Consider the following 16,343-nt stretch of genomic DNA (forward strand, 5'->3'; position numbering starts at 1 on the left):
GACCTGTGGGTTTATCCGCGAAGAGGCCGGCCCTGGCGACTCATTGCTGTGGCAAGACACCCCTGGCCCAGGGCCGGTAGCGCAAGGCAAACACTGCCTCGGCATGGCACCCGCTACCCAGCCGGGGCTCGGCAAGCTCCGCCCGAAACGCCTGCTCGGGCGCGCTCACCTGGCGGAACGCCTCACGCACCACACCCACCCGGCACGGCAGGGCCTGCTCATAGCCCTGACGCACCAACGCCGGCAAACGTCCGGTGCCGGCGCCATCCTGCCACCACACAGTCAAGCCCAAGCCGGCCAGTTGATCCAGCCAGACGGCATTGACCCGCGGCGACAGCTTGCCCGTGCTGAAGGCGCTGATATGCAACGGCTTGTCCAACCGGCGGTTGAAGGCCTGTAGCTGGCTGTACAGCGCATCACGCCGTTCGGCCTCGCGTAGATGCTGGTCGTCCAGCTCCATGGGCAGGTACCAGCCGTCCACTGGCAACTGCCAGGCCTGGCGCAGTTGCTGGTACTGGCTGAGCGAACGCCCCAGCTGCGCTTTCCAGTAGCTGTTCAGGCCTTCGCCATCCAGCTCGTCGAGGCGCTGGTAGTAGGCCGGGTCCATGTACAGCCCCAGCACCAACTGCAGGCCTTCGGCACGCGCCGTGCGCAGGCTGTTGGCCAGCCAGCCTTTGGCTCCGCCGAAATCGCTGTCGCCATAGGCACTCCATTGCACGATCAGGGTTTTGCCACCTTGGGCCGCGGTGGTTTGCCACAGGTGCTGCCACTGGGCGGGCGTGACGCTGGCATCGCGGTTCAGGGGTTGATAGAACAGGCGCTGGTCAGCTGTGGCCGGTAGGCACAGGGCTAGCAGGCAGAAGGCGATGAGCGCACGCATCAGAAGGTCATCTCCGCACCGACCAGCACGCCGTTGGCGCGCTCGTAAAGGTTACCGCCCAACGATTGCTGGTACTCGGCACGCACTTTCAGCGAGCCGCGGTAGGCGTTGTAGCGGTCGTCGTCGAACCACCATTGCCAGCGCACGCCGACACCGGCGCGGGCGTCCTGGCGCCAGTCGTTGCCAGGGTCCTGGCTGGAGAACTCGACAAAGCCGTAGGGCATGAGGGTTTGCGGCGAGCTGCCCGGCAGCTTCCAGGCGTGGCCTTGCTGGTAGCGCGACAGCCAGGCATGGTCGCCGGCGCGGGTCCACCAGGCAGCATCGAGGTAGAGGAACCGTTCGTTCCAGTCGTCCTCATCGATGCGCCAGTCGTTGCGCCAGCCTCCCTGGTCGAGGAACGAGGCGGTGGCGCGCAGCAGCAGGTCATTGCTCGATTCGGCGTGGTGGCGCAAATCGCCCCAGTTGCCGCCGACCTTGGCCGGGCTCAGCAGTTGGCCAAGGCTGAGGCCGCGGTAGTGGGCTTCGTCGACCTGCCGCTGGTGGTAAAGCTCGGCATACAGGTTGAGGTTGGCCTGGCCGAGCGGTTTGTAGCGCAGGCCGACACCGGTACCCATGCTCTGCGCATAGTCGGTGCGGCTTTGGCCACCGAACAGTACCCGGCCATACACTGACAGGGTGCTGCCATTGCGGCTGGGCTCCTCGCCCAGAGCATGGTCCCACATGGCCAACTGCACGTTCTGCGATTGCGCCCGGCGCAAGCTGCCGCTGCGCTGGCCGTTGTCGAGAAATTTGTCGTTGGTCGAGGTGCCAGCCGGCGACCAGGTGCTGGCCAGGGTAATGGTGTCGCGACGTGACAGGCTCTCGTGAGCGCGGCGCTGGCGGTACTTGCGGGCCTCCAGGCTGCCGTATTCGTCATCACCGTCGATCAGGTTCTGCTCTACGTCGAGGATGCGGCGCAGTTCGCGGCGTGCCGCAGCGCTGTCTGCATGTTCGTCGTAGCGCAAGGCAAGTGTTTCGCCAAGGCGGTAGTCCTCGGGGAAGTCGCGAGTGGCGCGCTCAAGGTAGGGGATCGATTGCATGCGCTGAGCCTTGTCCGTCGAGCCAGCCAGGCGCATGCCGTAGTCGGCGCGATAGCGCGGCTGGTCGGGAGCCAGGCGCACGGCTTCGGCTAGCCAGACGGTGCTCTGCGCACTGTTACCGGCCAGTTGCGCAGTGCCGGATGCGGCGTAGTAGTGATCGGCGCGCGGGTTGTGCGCCAGCGCCTGGCGCTGGAAGCCCAGCGCGGTCTGCGGGTCACCTTGGCGCTGGGCGATGGCGGCGCCCAACGCCCAGTCGTCGGCGCTTTGGTGCGCGGCAGCGTCCCAGTAGCGGCGCGCTGCATCGGCGTCGCCTGCATTCAGCGCGCCGCGTGCGGCGGTGAGGCGGGCATTATCGGTAAAGGCGCTGTCTGGCAGGCTGCGCCAGATGGACTGGGCGGTTTCGGAGTCGCCGGCCGCTTCGAGTGCGTAGGCCAGCGGCAGACGGTTGCCAGGGCCGCCCAGGCGCTCGGCAGCCTGGTAGTAGACCACCGCCTCACCCGGCTGGTCGGGCATGGCACAGCGCCCCAGGGCACGGTACTGGCCAGGTTCGCTCGGGTTGGCCGGCACTGCCTGGCGTACGGCATCGCACTGGCCGGCTTCGGCCAGCCGTCCGAGCAACTGGGCGCGGGTGTTGGCGTTGACCCGGGGTATCAGGCCGAGCATGCGGCGGCTGTCCAGGGGCCCGTCGTTGCGGGCATACAGGTTGCCCAGCCGCTGTAGCAGCGATGGGCCGAGGCGGCCCTGGCGGCGGTCGTAGGCCTGCTCCAGCAATTGCCGTGCGTGATCGCCGTGGCCCTGTTCGGTCAACAGGAAGGTGGTTTGCTCCAGTGCGGCGAGGTCGCCGGTCTGTCGATAGCGTTGTTCCCATTCTGCGGTGGTGCGCGGCTGCGGCGGTGGGGCGCCATACAGGCGCTGCTTGAGCACGGCATAAGCCCGTGGGTCGGAGCTGGCGGAGCAGCCCTTGAACTGTTCCCGGGCCAGGTCCGGGTCTTGATGTGACAGCCAGTCGACCGTTTCGAGGCAGGGGCGCTGCAGGTCGTTGCTCAGGCGTCGCACCAGCGCCGCATCGTCGCCTTCGCGGGCCAGTTGCCAAAGTTGCTGGCGCTGTTCGGGTTTCTGCAGTTGATCAGGCGGTAGCGACTGCAGCCAACGTTGGGCCTGCTGGTGGTGGCCGACGGCAATGGCGCGGTTGGCCATGGCCAGCCGCGTCTGGTTGGCCGCTGCGGGGGAGGGGGCGTGGGCCAGCAGCGCAGTCAGGCCCTTTTCGTCAACTTGCTGGATATAGGCATTGGCCAGGCGTTGCCAGTCTTCGGCAGGCAACTGGCCTGTGTCGGCCAACGGCTGCAGTTGCTCGATGGTTTCCTTCCAGTTGCGCAGCTGTTCGGCGAAGTTGGCCCGGGCCAGGCGCAGTACCTGGCCGTCGCCCCCGGGCGGTAGCTGGTTGAGCCATTCCAGCGCTTTGGCAGCGCCTCCAAACTTGGCCAAGCTCAGGCTGTAGGCCTGCCACAGGCGTATCCGGTGGTTGCCGTCGCTGGCGACCAGCCATTGCTCCACCTGGCTGGCCGGTGGCGGGTCCTGCTCGATCCAGGTCAGGCGCAGCTCCAGCAGGGTGTCGGCGTATTCGGGGCTGTCGCCTAGCTGTTCGGCCAGCGCTTGAGCCTCCTTGTAACGGCGCTGGCGGGCCAGGGCTTCGACCAGCAGGGCGCGGGCTTCGTCGTTGTTCGGCACCCGGCCCAGCACATGGCGGGTCAGGCGCTCGACTTCAGCCCAGTTATCTTTCCTGGCCTCGCGATAGCTGCGGTCCATGAACGGAAAGCTGGTGAACCGCTGGAAGTCGGTCATCGGTGCCGAAGCGGCAACGGGCAGGGCAGCGGAGCACAGCAGCAGGCCAGTGAAAGTAAGGGAAAAACGCGGCTTCATGCCACCTCCCGGGTCAGATCAATAGCCACTTGCTGTTCACTGGCCTGTTCGATCAGGGCCTGCTCCAGCACCTGCCTGGTGATGATGCCGCGGGCGATCAGGTGCTCGCCGAGGCTTTGGTGTTCGGGATCGAAGTCGATCAACGCCTGGTTGAACAGGGTGACAGGGACCATACCGCGCACCTGCAGTAGCGCGCCTAGCATGACTTGGTGATGGCTGACTCGCTCCAGCAGCGCTTCGTCGTCCTGGTGGCGTTCGAGCACGGCCAGCATGTCTCGGGTTTCTTGATGCTGCCAGGGGCTTGGGTAGTGGTAGCGAAGCCCCAGTGTGACCCGGCCCTGGGGGGCCAGGCGTGCCTTGACCGGGCGTTTCAGCTGGCGGCTGATCACACCCAGCGACACCTGGCTGACCGGGCTTTCACTGGCCAGGATCAACGTGTCGCCGTCTTCGTCCACTGGCAGTACACCGTAATGGGTGGCCAGCTTGCGCGGCAGTTTGGCGATCAGTTGCGGGTCGAGCTTGAACGGGTTCAGCGGTGCCCAGGGCAGGTCCAGTTGCTCGGCCAGGGTGGCCACCAACTGCTCACTGTTCAGCCAGCCACGCAGTAGCAGTTCGCGGCCCAGGCGCCGACGAACCGGGCTGGTGATGGCCTGCTGCAGTTGTTCGTCGGTGATCAGGCCCTTGGCCACCAGGCGCTGGCCCAGTGGTGTGCGAGCCGGGGTGGCGATGGCGGGGAACTCGTGGGTGGTCTTGTCCCAGGCCACGCGCCGCGAATCGCCCATTTCCATTACCTGGCGCAGGGCACGCAGGTTGGCGAAGAAGTTGACGAAGTTGCTCCACATCATCCGCGGCGCTGACAGCAAGCCCTCGCCAATGCCATAGAAGCGGGTGACGAACCAGGCGCGCTGGAACAGCCGGTTGAGCAGCAACAGGCCGTTCAGCCACAGCAGGGTCGACAGCAACCAGCTGTCGCTGAGGATCGACATGAAACGCCATGACTCCGGCGCAATCACCGTAACTAACCACATGGCCAGCAACACCAGCAGCAACAGGTTGACCAGGAAGCTCAGCAGGTAGGCGAACAGCCCGCGGCGGTCACGCCAGAGGAAATAGTTGAGCGCACCTTTTCGGCTCCAGCCGAGGTTGCTGGTGCCCTGGAACACGATGCCGACGATCCAGCGCGACTTCTGTCGGATGGCATGCTGCCAGTCACGCGGGAAGTGCTCGCGCACGCAGATCACCTGGGAGAATTCGCGGCTCATGCCCGGGCGCCATTCCTGCTTCAGGGTCAGCGCCGGATCGGTGATGGAATAGCGGGCGAAAATGCACTTCATGCCTTTTTGCTTCAGGCGAAAGCCGATGTCGTAGTCCTCGGTCAGGCTCTGTACGTCAAAGGCGATGCCGTCACCGTCCTCGAGCAGTGCGCTGATGGCGCGGCGGCTGAAGCAGGTGCCGACGCCAGCACTGGGCACCTGGCCGGTCAGCGCTTCGCGCACGATCACGTCCTTGCCGTGGTTTTCGGCAAACTCGTCGACATAGTGGCCGGCAGTAAAGCCCTTCCACGCCGGTGCGTAGGGATACACCGGGATCTGGATCATGTCCTTGCTCGGCAGCAGGTAGTTGAACAGGCGCAGCTCCATCGGCGAGATCACGTCTTCGGCGTCATGCAGGATGAAACCGGCGAACTCGATGCCGGCGTCCTGCTGGAAGCGCAGCAGCGCGTCGATGATGTTGTTCAGGCAGTCGGCCTTGCTGGTGGGGCCGGGGCGGGCGCAGACCACTTTGTGCACGTTGGGGAAGTGCAGGCACACCGCGTCCACGTCGGCCTGGGTTTGCGGGTCGTTGGGGTAGGTGCCGACAAAGATCTGGTAGTTCTCGTAGTCGATGGTCGAAGCGGCCAGGCGGGCCATTTCACCGACCACGCCGACTTCGTTCCAGGCGGGGACCATGATGGCCAAAGGTTTTTCCGGGACTTCGTACAAGCGCTTCTCATCGGCCCTTTCGAACTTGCCGTAGATGCGAAAACGCCGGATCAGCGTGCGTCCCCAATAGCACAGATCGATGAACAGGTCGTCCAGGCCCAACAGGAACATCAACGAGGCAAGGGTGATCGCCAGGAGCTTCAGGCCGAACAGCAGGTAAGTGAGAAAATCGATGAATACCAGGCTCATGTGTCAGCCACCGGCAGGGCAGAGTGGGCCATCGTCTTATCCTCGCTCGTTCCCTCGACGAAGGTGCAGGAGATGTCACTGTCATGTACGGAATAGATACAAGCAGCCGAACGCGGGATTGTCCAAATTTCGGGCTGTTTCTTGCGGGCTGCATCTTGTAGCTTTACAGGTCGTTCATTCAGGGAGCTGAACATGCAAGGCAAGGCCCGCAAGATCGTCCAGGCCATTCTCTATGAGGCCATCGCCGTCGCCTGCGTGGCGCCCGCACTGGAGCTGGCGTTCGGCGCCGGCATGGCGCAGTCGACCCTGCTGTCGGTGCTGATGTCAGGCATCGCGATGAGCTGGAACATGGGTTACAACTGGGTATTCGAACGTTGGGAAGCGCGCCAGCACAAGCGTGAGCGCACTTTCCTGCGGCGCCTGCTGCATGCGCTGGGCTTCGAGGGTGGGCTGGTGGTGATTCTGCTGCCGCTGGTAGCGTACTGGCTGGACGTGAGCCTGTGGGCGGCACTGCTGACCAACCTGGCGCTGTTCGTGTTCTTCTTCGTTTACGCCTTTGTCTTCCAGTGGGGCTTCGACAAGGTGTTCGATGTGCCGCTTTCGGCGCAGCAGGCCAAGTGTTGACTTTCGGCCGCGAGGCAGGCTAAGTTCCTGCACCATGAATACATTCCCGCACGTGAACGCCATTATTATTACCGCCATTATCAGCTTGGCGGGCTAGCGCGTACGTGCACCGAACCCGCCCTGGAGGCGGGTTTTTTCTCTCTGACTCCTGGGCAACGTGAAAATAGCCAAGGAGTCATCGATGACCAGCTTCAGTGTCCCTCGTACTACCGTCACCCCTCAGCAACTGCTGTCGGAGCAGGTGCGGCGCATTCTTGCCGCGCCGGTGTACGACCTGGCCATCGAAACGCCCCTGCAAGCGGCTCCGGCCTTGTCTGCCACACTGGGCAACCAGGTGTTGCTCAAGCGCGAAGACCTGCAGCCTACGTTTTCGTTCAAGATCCGGGGTGCCTATACCCGCCTGTCGCGTCTGACCGATGCGCAGCGTCAGCGCGGGGTGATCACCGCGTCGGCGGGCAACCATGCCCAGGGAGTGGCTTTGGCGGCATCGCACCTGGGTATCAAGGCAACCATCGTCATGCCCACCACCACGCCATCGTTGAAAGTCGAAGGCGTGCGTTCGCGCGGCGGGCATGTGGTGCTGCAGGGCGAGAGCTTTCCGCATGCGCTGGCCCACGCACTGAAGCTGGCCGACAGCGAAGGCGCGACCTTCGTGCCACCGTTCGATGACCCAGATGTGATCGCCGGGCAGGGTACCGTGGCCATGGAGATCCTCCGTCAGCGCCCGGGGGCGCTGGACGCTATCTTCGTGCCCGTGGGCGGTGGCGGCTTGATCGCCGGTATTGCCGCCTATGTGAAGTACCTGCGTCCTGAAGTGAAGGTGATCGGCGTCGAGCCGATGGATTCCAACTGCCTGCAGGCTGCCATGGCCGTCGGCGAACGTGTGATCCTGCCGCAGGTCGGCACCTTTGCCGATGGCGTGGCGGTGGCGCAGATCGGTGCCCATTGCTTCGAGCTGTGCCGCCACTTCGTCGACGAGGTGGTGACGGTGAGCAGTGACGAGCTGTGCGCGGCGATCAAGGATATCTACGACGACACCCGTTCGATCACCGAGCCGTCCGGGGCCCTGGCTGTGGCAGGTATCAAGAAGTACGTGGCGCGTGAAGGTGTACAGGGGCAGACCCTGGTGGCCATCGACTCCGGCGCCAACGTCAATTTCGACCGCTTGCGCCATGTGGCCGAGCGGGCCGAGCTCGGTGAGCAGCGCGAGGCGATCATCGCCGTGACAATTCCGGAACAGCCGGGCAGCTTTCGTGCCTTTTGCCAGGCACTGGGCAAGCGGCAGATCACCGAATTCAACTACCGCTACCATGCAGGCAAGGAGGCGCGCCTGTTCGTGGGGGTGCAGACCCACCCGGTGCACGACCCACGTGAGCAGTTGCTGGCCAGCTTGCGGGAGCAGGGGTACAGCGTGCTCGACCTGACCGACAACGAGCTGGCAAAGCTGCATGTGCGCCATACCGTAGGCGGGCATGCCGCGCCAGGGGCGGATGAGCGGGTAATGCGCTTCGAGTTCCCCGAACGGCCAGGGGCGTTGCTGGGGTTTCTGGAGCGGTTGGGCAAGCGCTGGAACATCAGCCTGTTCCATTACCGCAACCATGGTGCGGCGCAGGCTCGGGTGTTCGCTGCTTTGGAAGTGCCAGCGGACGAGCTGGCGAGCTTGCCGTTGACGCTGGATGAGATGGGGTATCAGTATTGGGACGAGACTGACAACCCGGCGTACAAGCTGTTCCTGGGCTGACGCACACGTGTGGCCAATGCAAGCGTGTCTAGCCGCTTGCTTGCCGCCTTTGATCGCTGCGTGAGCCAACGAATGGGTTTCAACGCTCGCGCATGAAAAAACCGGCAACGAACTTGCGGAACGTTTCCAGGCTTTTGAAGTCGGCGTAGCGCTTGAAGTTCTCGGTGTCCGGCTCGGGGCCGATGGGCTGTTCCAGCAGCGACACTGACAACACCCGGTCCTGGTCCGAGGTCAGCACCAGCTCATCCATCACCTGCCCACCGATCACGGGGCGACGCATCTGCACCTTCACGCCTTTACTGGCCATCCAGTCGATCAGCGACACCAATGCCTTGAGCGGCTCGCGCTCTTCATCGCGGTACACCGGGAACAGGTGCGCGCGCGACAGCACGGGCACACTGGCCACATGGATCAACTCATAGAAATGGCTACCGGCGCTGGTTGGCGAGTAGATCATCAGGGCCAGCAACGGCCCGGTGGTGCGGCTCCCGCCCCAGTACAGGTGATGCCCCTGGAAGTCGAAGCCTTCCTCGCTGCGGTTGTTGAACAACTTGCGCCCTTTGATCTGGTCGACGCAGTCCAGCAGCAGGCCGTGGCGGCGATGGTTGCCGAACACGGAGGCTTCGCGCAGGCGGGACTTGAGCATCATCATGTGCTTCATGTCCAGGCGGGTTTCCAGGTAGTTGCTGGCGGGCACCCGCTCCAGCAGCGGATAGCGGCTGGCCACGCTGCGCAACTCGGCAAATTGTGTGGTCAGGTCTTTTTTCAGGTGAGTGGCGTAAAGGTTGAGCCCGCTGGTTTCAATCCAGGTCAGCAGCAGTGACAGCAGGCGCTGCTGTTCGCGTCTGTCGTTGCCATCGCCGACGCTACCGGCCGTGCCAGCACGGAAGTCGCTGATCAGGCGCAAGGGTGTATCGGGTGGCAGCCAGGCGGCGGGGGGGACAGGATCGTTTTCACGTTCGGCGGCTTCCCGCTCGTCCTTGGTGAACGGGCAGCCTGGCGCGTGCTCGGCGGTGCCCGGGTTGTTCTTGAGGAAGAGCGTGCCGGTGCTGCCGTTGAGGGTGACGTTGAGCACCGGCAAGGCATCGTTGCGGCAGTCGCAAGCCAGCCACTGGTTGGCGTTGCGCACGTTCATCAGTAGCTGGTTGGCCTGTAGCAGGCGCGGGCCGGCGAGGCTGCCGGTGGCAAAGCCGACCAGCAGTTCCTCTTCGGCGGGGGTCAGGCTGCGCACCTGAGTGGCGGTTTTGTCGATGATTCGCATGAAGCAGCTCCAAGCTACGAGCCTCAAGCTTCAAGCAAAGTCGCGCGGCTTTCAACTCGCCGCTTGGCTTCCGCCGAACATCTTCGCGGCGCGGGCGCGAATCTCGTCGGGGGTCAGGTCCTCCTTGTGGGTGGAAACGAACCAGATGTTGCCAAACGGATCTTTCAGGGTGCCGCTGCGGTCACCGTAAAACTGGTCGGTCAAGGGGTGTAACTGGATGCCCCCGGCGGCCAAGGCCTGGGCGTAGACCTTGTCGCAGTCTGCAACATACAAGTGCAGGCCTACACCCGCACCGCTGAGTTTCTGGCTGGCGGTGAGGCCGCCTTCCATGTCGCAGGGGTCGCCCAGCATCAGCGAAGAATCGCCGATTCTCAGTTCGGCATGGCCAACGCGACCGCCTGGGGCATCGAGGCGGAACATTTCCACCGCCCCAAAGGCTTGCTTGTAGAACTCGATGGCCTTGGCGGCGTCGTTGATGGCCAGGTAGGGCGTGATGCTGTGCTGGCCTTCGGGGATAGGTTTGACTGCCATGTTCGACTCTCCTGTGCAATGGGCGCCGGACGGCGCCCTGTTGCTTAGAGTCGTTCGCCCAGATGGAAAATCGACAGTGACGCTAGATCGATTGTCTCTAAGCGCGGCGGGTCAGAAGATGTAGTCGGTGGTCAGGAAGCCCGACTGGCGGTTGCGGATGATCTCGCTGATCAGCGCTTTGTTGGCCTCCTGGAAGCGTGTGGCGACCAGCGTCCGGATGGAAAACACACGCAAAGCGTCATCCACGGACAGCGTGCCCTCGGCACTGTTCTTGCGGCCGTTGAACGGGTAGGTGTCCGGCCCGCGTTGGCACTGGGCGTTGATGTTGATGCGCCCGACCTGGTTGGCAAAGATGTCGACGAGGCTGCCGATGGTGGCCGGGTCGTTGCCGAACAGGCTCAGTTGCTGGCCGTAGTCGGAGTCCAGTACATAGTCGATCACCGTTTGCAGGTCGCGGTAGGGCACCACCGGTACCAGTGGGCCGAACTGCTCCTCGTGGTACACGCGCATTTCCCGGCTGACCGGGTACAGCAAGGCCGGGTAGAAGAATGAACCGCGGCTGTGCCCGCCATTTTCGTTGAGCACGCGTGCGCCCTTGTCCGTCGCATCGGCAACCAGGCCATCGAGGTAGTCGACCTTGCCGGGTTCGGGCAACGGCGTCAGCGCCACGCCAGGTTCCCACGGCATGCCGGGCTTGAGCGCGGCCAGTTTGCGCTGGAATTTGTCCAGGAAGGCCTCGACCACATCCTCATGGACGAACAGGATCTTCAGTGCCGTGCAGCGCTGGCCGTTGAACGACAGCGCGCCGGTGACGGCCTCTTCGACAGCGTTGTCGAGGTCGACCTGGGGCAGCACGATGCCCGGGTTCTTGGCGTCCAGGCCCAGTGCGGCGCGCAGGCGATGCGGGCGTGGGTGCAGTTTCTTCAGGTCGCTGGCGGCTTTATGGGTACCGATGAAGGCGAAAACATCGACCTTGCCGCTGGCCATCAGCGCGCTCACCGTTTCCCGGCCACGACCATAGATGACATTGATCACGCCTGGCGGGAAGCTGTCGCGGAACGCTTCGAGCAAGGGGCGAATCAGCAGTACGCCGAACTTGGCCGGCTTGAACACCACGGTGTTGCCCATGATCAGCGCCGGGATCAGCGTGGTAAACGTCTCGTTCAGTGGGTAGTTGTAGGGCCCCATGCACAGGGCCACGCCCAACGGGACGCGACGGATCTGGCCGAGGGTGCCTTGTTCCAGTTCGAAGCGGCTGGAGCGGCGGTCCAGGTCCTTGAGGGCGTTGATGGTGTCGACGATGTAGTCGCAGGTGCGGTCGAATTCCTTTTCCGAATCCTTCAGGTTCTTGCCAATCTCCCACATCAGCAGCTTGACCACGGCCTGGCGCTGTTCACGCATGCGTGCAAGGAAGGTTTCGACATGCTGGATACGCTCGGCCACGCGCATGTTCGGCCAGGCGCCACGGCCTTTGTCATAGGCCTGCACGGCGGCATCGAGGGCGGTAAGCGCGGTCTCGGCATCCAGCAGCGGGGCGCTGCCCAGTATGACCTGATGCTCTTCGTCGCCTTGCTTGAGCCACACCGGGCTGCGCACCGTGGCCAACGGGCCGTCCCAGCGCCTGAGCTCTCCGTTGACCAGGTAGTCGCGTTGTTCCAGTGGGGCCCCCAGGCGCCAGGTTTCCGGGATGTTCTCGGCGCTGGGGAAGAGTGAATCGAGCAAACGGTCCATGGGTACTGCACCTCACATCAAAGGGCGGTTTTCAAGTCGGTTGAATCGTTTCAGCTACGAGCATGCACTGGCTGCCGGAAAAACACCAGTCTGGCTCAACATCGCTGCCCATGCCTGGCGGCAAGCAGTCGGCAACCTGACGGTCGTTTATGCTAAGAGAAGGCGTCAAAGGTTATTCATTGATAGCGAAATGGGCGGCGGACGCTTGATGGGCATGGTTATAGCAAAAGTTATGCTGAGCACCGGTTTGATGCGGGTAATTTGACGCCATGAAACTTGATCTGAAGTCAGCCAGAAGCCGCTTGCCAAAGCGTTTGCAGGCATCTTAAATTGTTACTGAATGTGATAATAAAGTTTCAAGTAAAACAATAAAAATCAAAGTGTTAAGTGATTTTGCCGGGTTTTTTCTCTTGTTCCGATTGGCCAACAGTGCACTTCAAAGGACGTCGAAGAAAAAATGAAAAAGACCTTGACGACTGTGGCGCGCAAGCTCCTGTCGCCCTCCACGCGCTACGAAGTCAGGCTGCTGGCCTGCAAAGTGCGAGAAATGATGGCGCGTGCCTGTCTCTGGCGTTGGGAAGTTGCGAGGTTTCGCCCGCAACAGGAAAGCCCGTACGAAATCCTCTACATCGGCCGCAAGCAGCAACGGGAAATGGCCAAGCTGCTGATCGGTGGCAAGGGCCAGGGCAGCGCATCGATCGTAGACAGTGCAAGTGCCACTGCGGCTGCCAGCCACGTCGTGGTCATCAGTGAAATGCCCACGTCGGGGGCGCTGTCAGTGCCGCATTACCTGAGTGCGGTGGTGCCGCTGGGGCGCCCGCTGGAGGACATCACTGCCCGCTACGACAGCGAACTGCGGCGCAGCATTCGCAAGAACCGGCCCCTATATCACATGCGCCAAGCCCTTTCGGACGAAGAAATCGCCATGGCCGACCGGGAACTGCTGCGCCCATACGCTTCGGCCAGGCAGGGCATTCACGCCGCGCAGTTTCCTACCCAAGAGGTGTTCCGTATTGCCAAGAGTGTCGGCCGGCTTGACTTGATCATGCTGGGCGATGAGGTGATCGGCTGCCACCTGGGGTGTGAAGTGGTACGCGACGGCAAGCGTTACTGGAGCACGTTGCGCTTTGGTTATTGTGAAGCGGTGTTTTCCGATGCGAAGAAATTGCGCGAGGTGAATTCGATCACCACCTTCATGGCGCTCGAGTGGGCACTGGAGCAGGGCTTCGATTATTACGACATCGGCCTGTGTCTGGCGCGCCCGGACGACGGCCTGCTGAAGTGGAAGCGCCGCCGCGGTGGTGATATCGATTCGCTGGGTAACCATGCGTACCTGTTTGTCCGTTTGCCCAAGACCGGTACGGCAAAATTCCTGTGGGACACGCCGATGTTCGCGGTCGAAGGCGACAAGCTGACGTTGCATCTGGGGTTGCCGGATGGCCCAAGCGATGAGGAAGTTGCCAGTCGCTATCACGAAATGGTGTTTGGTGGCCTGCACAAGATTTATCTCTACGGAGGGAGCGGGGCAGGCGAACCGTTTGTGGAAACGTTGCGCAGCCGTTACGCCAGCTTGCAGTCACCGCCCACCATGGAACGAGTCACGAGCAATTGACTAACTGCCAGGGATGCTTTGATCTGGCGCCGGGCTCCAGTCTTCGTCATCAGGGGGGACGCTTCATGGGAAGCGACATCTCGCAGTTCAGTGCATCGCCCGCAGCCAGGCAACACACCTGGACCTTGGCCGCCTACCGCCACATGCTGCGCAAGCGGCTGAGCAGGAAAGCGGCGATTGACATCAAGAGCCTCGCCACCAAGAGTTGGGACATTGCCCCGGGCGAGGCCACAGTTTCGCCGCCGGCCATTTTCCTGCCTGGCCAGCTCGATCGGGTGACGGGCTGGGAAGGCAAGCGGTTTTACCCTTACGTGCACCCGGCGCAGACCATGGGGGGAGGTGTCCACACGTTGCAAGGGCCAACCCGCGGCTACCTGGTCAAGGATGTATGGCTGGTCGATGGGGCGTTGTACAAGGGCAAGGCCAGCCATTGGCTGTCGCAGAAGCCGTGTACCTTCCCGACCATCCTCATCGACCATGAAATCGACCGCGCCGCGATCTACTGCACACAAAACGGTAACGCTTGGTTCGGCACCTGGCTGATGGAGGATTGCCCGACCTATGCGCTGGCCTGCAACGAGGGCATCCCGGTGACCACTGCCCCCTCTGTCAGGTATCCACTGTTTACCCAGGCACCGGCCTATGAAGACTGGCTGGACATGAAGCCTTTGCGCCTGCGCAGTGCGTTCTTCCGTGAGGTGGTGCTGTTCGATGACCAGAGCAACAACCGCAGCCGGCATGCTCGCTACCGAGCCATGGGTGACAAGCTGCTCTCGCATGTGTCGCACACGCAGCACCCGGGGGTTTTCCTGTTGCGGGGCGGAGATGGTGACCTGCGCCTGCTGCGCAACGAGCTGGAGCTTGCCGAGCATTTGCGCACTACCCGCGGTTTTCGCATCGTCAACCCGCTGAAGTCCGATGTACCCAGTATTGTCGCGGCGTGCGCCGGGGCTAAAGTGGTCATCGGGGTGGAGGGGAGTCAGTTGGTGCATGGCGTGAATGTGCTCCAGGCTGGCGGCTGCCTGCTGACTTTGCAGCCGCCAAACCGTTTCGTCAGTTACTACAAGTACCTGACGGATCGTGATCACCAGCATTTCGGCTTTGTGGTTGGCCTACCGGAAGGCGACGGTTTCAGGATTGATATTGGCGAAGTGGAGCGCACGCTGGATCTGTTTCCACGATAAGTGTGTAGTATTCGTGCATACGTCAGCGGCGAGCAGGGCTGTAGAGGATGATGGAGGTCTCACGGTTTTGGCGCGATCCTGCCTTGCCGTTCGTCGAAGCCCGACGGGTAGGGGACGGGCGCAAGGTGTGCTACGCCGCGCACTCCCACGAGAGCTTCTCCATTGGTGTCATCACGGGGGGGCGTAGCACTTATATCAACAGTGACCAGTGCGTTGAGGTTGGGGCGGGCACCACAGTGCTGATGAACCCGGGCGTGGTACATGCCTGCAATCCTGTTGCCGGGGATCCCTGGTCTTACCTGATGCTGTTCGTCGATCAGCCTTGGTTGCAGTCAGTAGGCTTTACCCTGCCAACGCAGACCTGGAGCCGCTCGCCTGTGTTGTATCGGCGGCTGTTGCAGGCCTTTGCCGACCTGTTCGATGCCAGGCTGCCTGATCGCGAGGCCCGTCTGGTGGCCCTGTTCAGCGAGTTGCCGGGCATGCTTGGTGGTAATGCCAACGAGGTTGACGAGGGCAATCCTCGGCTGGATGCAGCGGCAGCTTTCATACGCGCCCATCGCAGTGACCCGCTCAGCCTCGAGGATATCTGCGGGGCTTGCGGCCTGTCTCGGTCCTACCTGATTCGTGCTTTTCGCCAACGCTTTGGCCTGACACCGCATGGCTACCTGCTAGACCAGCGCGTGCAACTGGCCCGGGCGCAGTTGCGCCAGGGCCGGGCCATTGCTGACGTTGCACAGGAGGCAGGGTTTGCTGATCAGGCGCACCTGCAGCGGGCATTCAAACAGCACCTGGCGGCGACACCGGGGCATTACAGAAACGCCGTCGCTAGCCTGGGCGCTCCTGCAGGAGCCGGGCATGCCTTAAAGGATCAGGTAAACCGCGCTGGCGACCAGTAACACGGCCAGGCTCCGATTGAGCATGCGCAGGTGACGTGGGTTGTCCAGGTACTGGCGAATCACGCTGCCGGCCCAGGCCCAGCAGGCCACCGAAATGAAACAGATTGGGCCATAGATCCAGGTAAACAGCCACAGCAAGTGCTGTTCACCGCCGGTGTAGGCTCCCACCCCGGCAACGGCTGCCAACCAGGCTTTGGGGTTAAGCCACTGCATTGCTGCGCCGTGCCAGGCTGAAGAGGGTCGGCCAGACTGAGCGTTGTTCAGGTTACCGTCGTCACTGGCCAGCTTCCACGCCATGTACAGCAGAAAAGCCACCCCGCCCCAGTGCAACATCAGGCCCAGCAAAGGCCAGCGCAGCAGCAGTTGATGCAGGCCCAGCCCCACCAGCACCAGCAGCAGGCAGAAGCCCAGCGTGGCACCGGCCACATGCGCCAGGCTGGCGCGCAGGCCATGGCGGGCACCGCTGCCGAGTGCGACGATGTTGACCGGGCCGGGGGAGATCGAGGCCGCAAGCGCGAAGGCGGCCATGGACAGGTACAGGCTCATGAGGAAGATCCGCGTGGTTGGGGAGGCGTTATCCTTGCGTGGCTGGCGTTCTGATGTATTGAACAAAAGTACCTGCGCACGACTCGCGCCTGCAGGGCTAATGGCGATGCAGGGGTGTTACAGGTTTTGTAATAGTTTTGCGCTACTACAGAAACCTGCTGTGCTTG

At 62.9% G+C, this 16,343-nt stretch carries 13 protein-coding genes; 6 read left to right on the top strand and 7 right to left on the bottom strand.

Annotated elements, in window-relative coordinates:
- Positions 1–40: 40 nt before the first annotated feature.
- The 3 genes from J3A98_RS09465 to nrfB are packed head-to-tail and all read right to left on the bottom strand — an operon-like array spanning position 41 to position 6,050.
- Complete coding sequence (locus J3A98_RS09465; protein ID WP_209965572.1) at positions 41–880, bottom strand: DUF4434 family protein; 840 nt, start codon at positions 878–880, stop codon at positions 41–43.
- On the bottom strand, positions 880–3,879 hold the full coding sequence (locus J3A98_RS09470; RefSeq protein ID WP_209965574.1) for a phage receptor: 3,000 nt from the start codon (positions 3,877–3,879) through the stop codon (positions 880–882). Before J3A98_RS09470 ends, J3A98_RS09465 begins: the two co-directional genes overlap by 1 nt.
- On the bottom strand, positions 3,876–6,050 hold the full coding sequence (nrfB, locus tag J3A98_RS09475; RefSeq protein ID WP_209965576.1) for a cyclic di-3',5'-guanylate-activated glycosyltransferase NrfB: 2,175 nt from the start codon (positions 6,048–6,050) through the stop codon (positions 3,876–3,878). The genes J3A98_RS09470 and nrfB overlap by 4 nt, the downstream gene beginning before the upstream one ends.
- 192 nt (positions 6,051–6,242) lie before the next feature.
- Here nrfB and J3A98_RS09480 point away from each other — a divergent pair, with 192 nt between their 5' ends.
- Both J3A98_RS09480 and ilvA read left to right on the top strand, forming a co-directional pair.
- Positions 6,243–6,674 (top strand): PACE efflux transporter, encoded by a 432-nt coding sequence (locus J3A98_RS09480; protein WP_176683390.1) that lies wholly within the window; start codon positions 6,243–6,245, stop codon positions 6,672–6,674.
- Positions 6,675–6,855: 181 nt separating this feature from the next.
- Positions 6,856–8,415 carry a threonine ammonia-lyase, biosynthetic gene (ilvA, locus tag J3A98_RS09485; RefSeq protein ID WP_209965579.1) on the top strand — a complete coding sequence of 520 codons (1,560 nt, stop codon included), beginning with the start codon at positions 6,856–6,858 and terminating at the stop codon, positions 8,413–8,415.
- A 79-nt stretch (positions 8,416–8,494) separates the two neighbouring features.
- Here the strand turns inward: ilvA and J3A98_RS09490 are convergent, their stop codons facing one another.
- The 3 genes from J3A98_RS09490 to J3A98_RS09500 form a co-directional block, all read right to left on the bottom strand.
- Entirely contained in the window at positions 8,495–9,676 is a 1,182-nt protein-coding gene (locus J3A98_RS09490; protein WP_209965582.1) for a hypothetical protein, read from the bottom strand.
- 51 nt (positions 9,677–9,727) lie between these two features.
- Positions 9,728–10,207 carry a VOC family protein gene (locus tag J3A98_RS09495; protein WP_176683393.1) on the bottom strand — a complete coding sequence of 160 codons (480 nt, stop codon included), beginning with the start codon at positions 10,205–10,207 and terminating at the stop codon, positions 9,728–9,730.
- 111 nt (positions 10,208–10,318) lie between these two features.
- On the bottom strand, positions 10,319–11,938 hold the full coding sequence (locus J3A98_RS09500) for an NADP-dependent glyceraldehyde-3-phosphate dehydrogenase (protein WP_176683394.1): 1,620 nt from the start codon (positions 11,936–11,938) through the stop codon (positions 10,319–10,321).
- On the opposite strand from J3A98_RS09500, the gene J3A98_RS09505 reads away from it, so the two are divergent.
- The 4 genes from J3A98_RS09505 (at position 11,937) to J3A98_RS09520 (ending at position 15,630) form a co-directional block, all read left to right on the top strand.
- The gene (locus J3A98_RS09505) at positions 11,937–12,203 is read left to right on the top strand and encodes a hypothetical protein (RefSeq protein ID WP_176683259.1); all 267 of its coding nucleotides are present in this window, start codon (positions 11,937–11,939) and stop codon (positions 12,201–12,203) included. The two genes, J3A98_RS09500 and J3A98_RS09505, sit on opposite strands and share 2 nt — an antisense overlap.
- 192 nt (positions 12,204–12,395) lie before the next feature.
- Positions 12,396–13,550 carry a hypothetical protein gene (locus J3A98_RS09510; protein ID WP_176683395.1) on the top strand — a complete coding sequence of 385 codons (1,155 nt, stop codon included), beginning with the start codon at positions 12,396–12,398 and terminating at the stop codon, positions 13,548–13,550.
- Positions 13,551–13,615: 65 nt separating this feature from the next.
- Positions 13,616–14,734, top strand: coding sequence for a glycosyltransferase 61 family protein (locus J3A98_RS09515; protein WP_209965584.1), 1,119 nt, complete (start codon positions 13,616–13,618; stop codon positions 14,732–14,734).
- Positions 14,735–14,781: 47 nt separating this feature from the next.
- Positions 14,782–15,630: an AraC family transcriptional regulator gene (locus J3A98_RS09520; RefSeq protein WP_209965586.1), complete on the top strand. Its 849-nt coding sequence runs from the start codon at positions 14,782–14,784 to the stop codon at positions 15,628–15,630.
- Here the strand turns inward: J3A98_RS09520 and J3A98_RS09525 are convergent.
- Entirely contained in the window at positions 15,595–16,176 is a 582-nt protein-coding gene (locus tag J3A98_RS09525) for a LysE family translocator (protein WP_176683398.1), read from the bottom strand. The genes J3A98_RS09520 and J3A98_RS09525 overlap by 36 nt on opposite strands.
- Positions 16,177–16,343 lie beyond the last annotated feature (167 nt).

The sequence above is a fragment of the Pseudomonas sp. BP6 genome, assembly GCF_017875935.1.
Classification (GTDB): Bacteria; Pseudomonadota; Gammaproteobacteria; order Pseudomonadales; family Pseudomonadaceae; genus Aquipseudomonas; species Aquipseudomonas putida_Y.

What these genes read in the sequence shown, in the direction of transcription:
- J3A98_RS09490 (WP_209965582.1), bottom strand. Translation starts at nt 9,676, where the DNA reads ATGCGAATCATCGACAAAACCGCCACTCAGGTGCGCAGCCTGACCCCC.
- J3A98_RS09465 (WP_209965572.1), bottom strand. Translation starts at nt 880, where the DNA reads ATGCGTGCGCTCATCGCCTTCTGCCTGCTAGCCCTGTGCCTACCGGCC.
- J3A98_RS09480 (WP_176683390.1), top strand. Translation starts at nt 6,243, where the DNA reads ATGCAAGGCAAGGCCCGCAAGATCGTCCAGGCCATTCTCTATGAGGCC.
- ilvA (WP_209965579.1), top strand. Translation starts at nt 6,856, where the DNA reads ATGACCAGCTTCAGTGTCCCTCGTACTACCGTCACCCCTCAGCAACTG.
- J3A98_RS09495 (WP_176683393.1), bottom strand. Translation starts at nt 10,207, where the DNA reads ATGGCAGTCAAACCTATCCCCGAAGGCCAGCACAGCATCACGCCCTAC.
- nrfB (WP_209965576.1), bottom strand. Translation starts at nt 6,050, where the DNA reads ATGAGCCTGGTATTCATCGATTTTCTCACTTACCTGCTGTTCGGCCTG.
- J3A98_RS09525 (WP_176683398.1), bottom strand. Translation starts at nt 16,176, where the DNA reads ATGAGCCTGTACCTGTCCATGGCCGCCTTCGCGCTTGCGGCCTCGATC.
- J3A98_RS09470 (WP_209965574.1), bottom strand. Translation starts at nt 3,879, where the DNA reads ATGAAGCCGCGTTTTTCCCTTACTTTCACTGGCCTGCTGCTGTGCTCC.
- J3A98_RS09515 (WP_209965584.1), top strand. Translation starts at nt 13,616, where the DNA reads ATGGGAAGCGACATCTCGCAGTTCAGTGCATCGCCCGCAGCCAGGCAA.
- J3A98_RS09520 (WP_209965586.1), top strand. Translation starts at nt 14,782, where the DNA reads ATGATGGAGGTCTCACGGTTTTGGCGCGATCCTGCCTTGCCGTTCGTC.
- J3A98_RS09510 (WP_176683395.1), top strand. Translation starts at nt 12,396, where the DNA reads ATGAAAAAGACCTTGACGACTGTGGCGCGCAAGCTCCTGTCGCCCTCC.
- J3A98_RS09500 (WP_176683394.1), bottom strand. Translation starts at nt 11,938, where the DNA reads ATGGACCGTTTGCTCGATTCACTCTTCCCCAGCGCCGAGAACATCCCG.
- J3A98_RS09505 (WP_176683259.1), top strand. Translation starts at nt 11,937, where the DNA reads ATGGGTACTGCACCTCACATCAAAGGGCGGTTTTCAAGTCGGTTGAAT.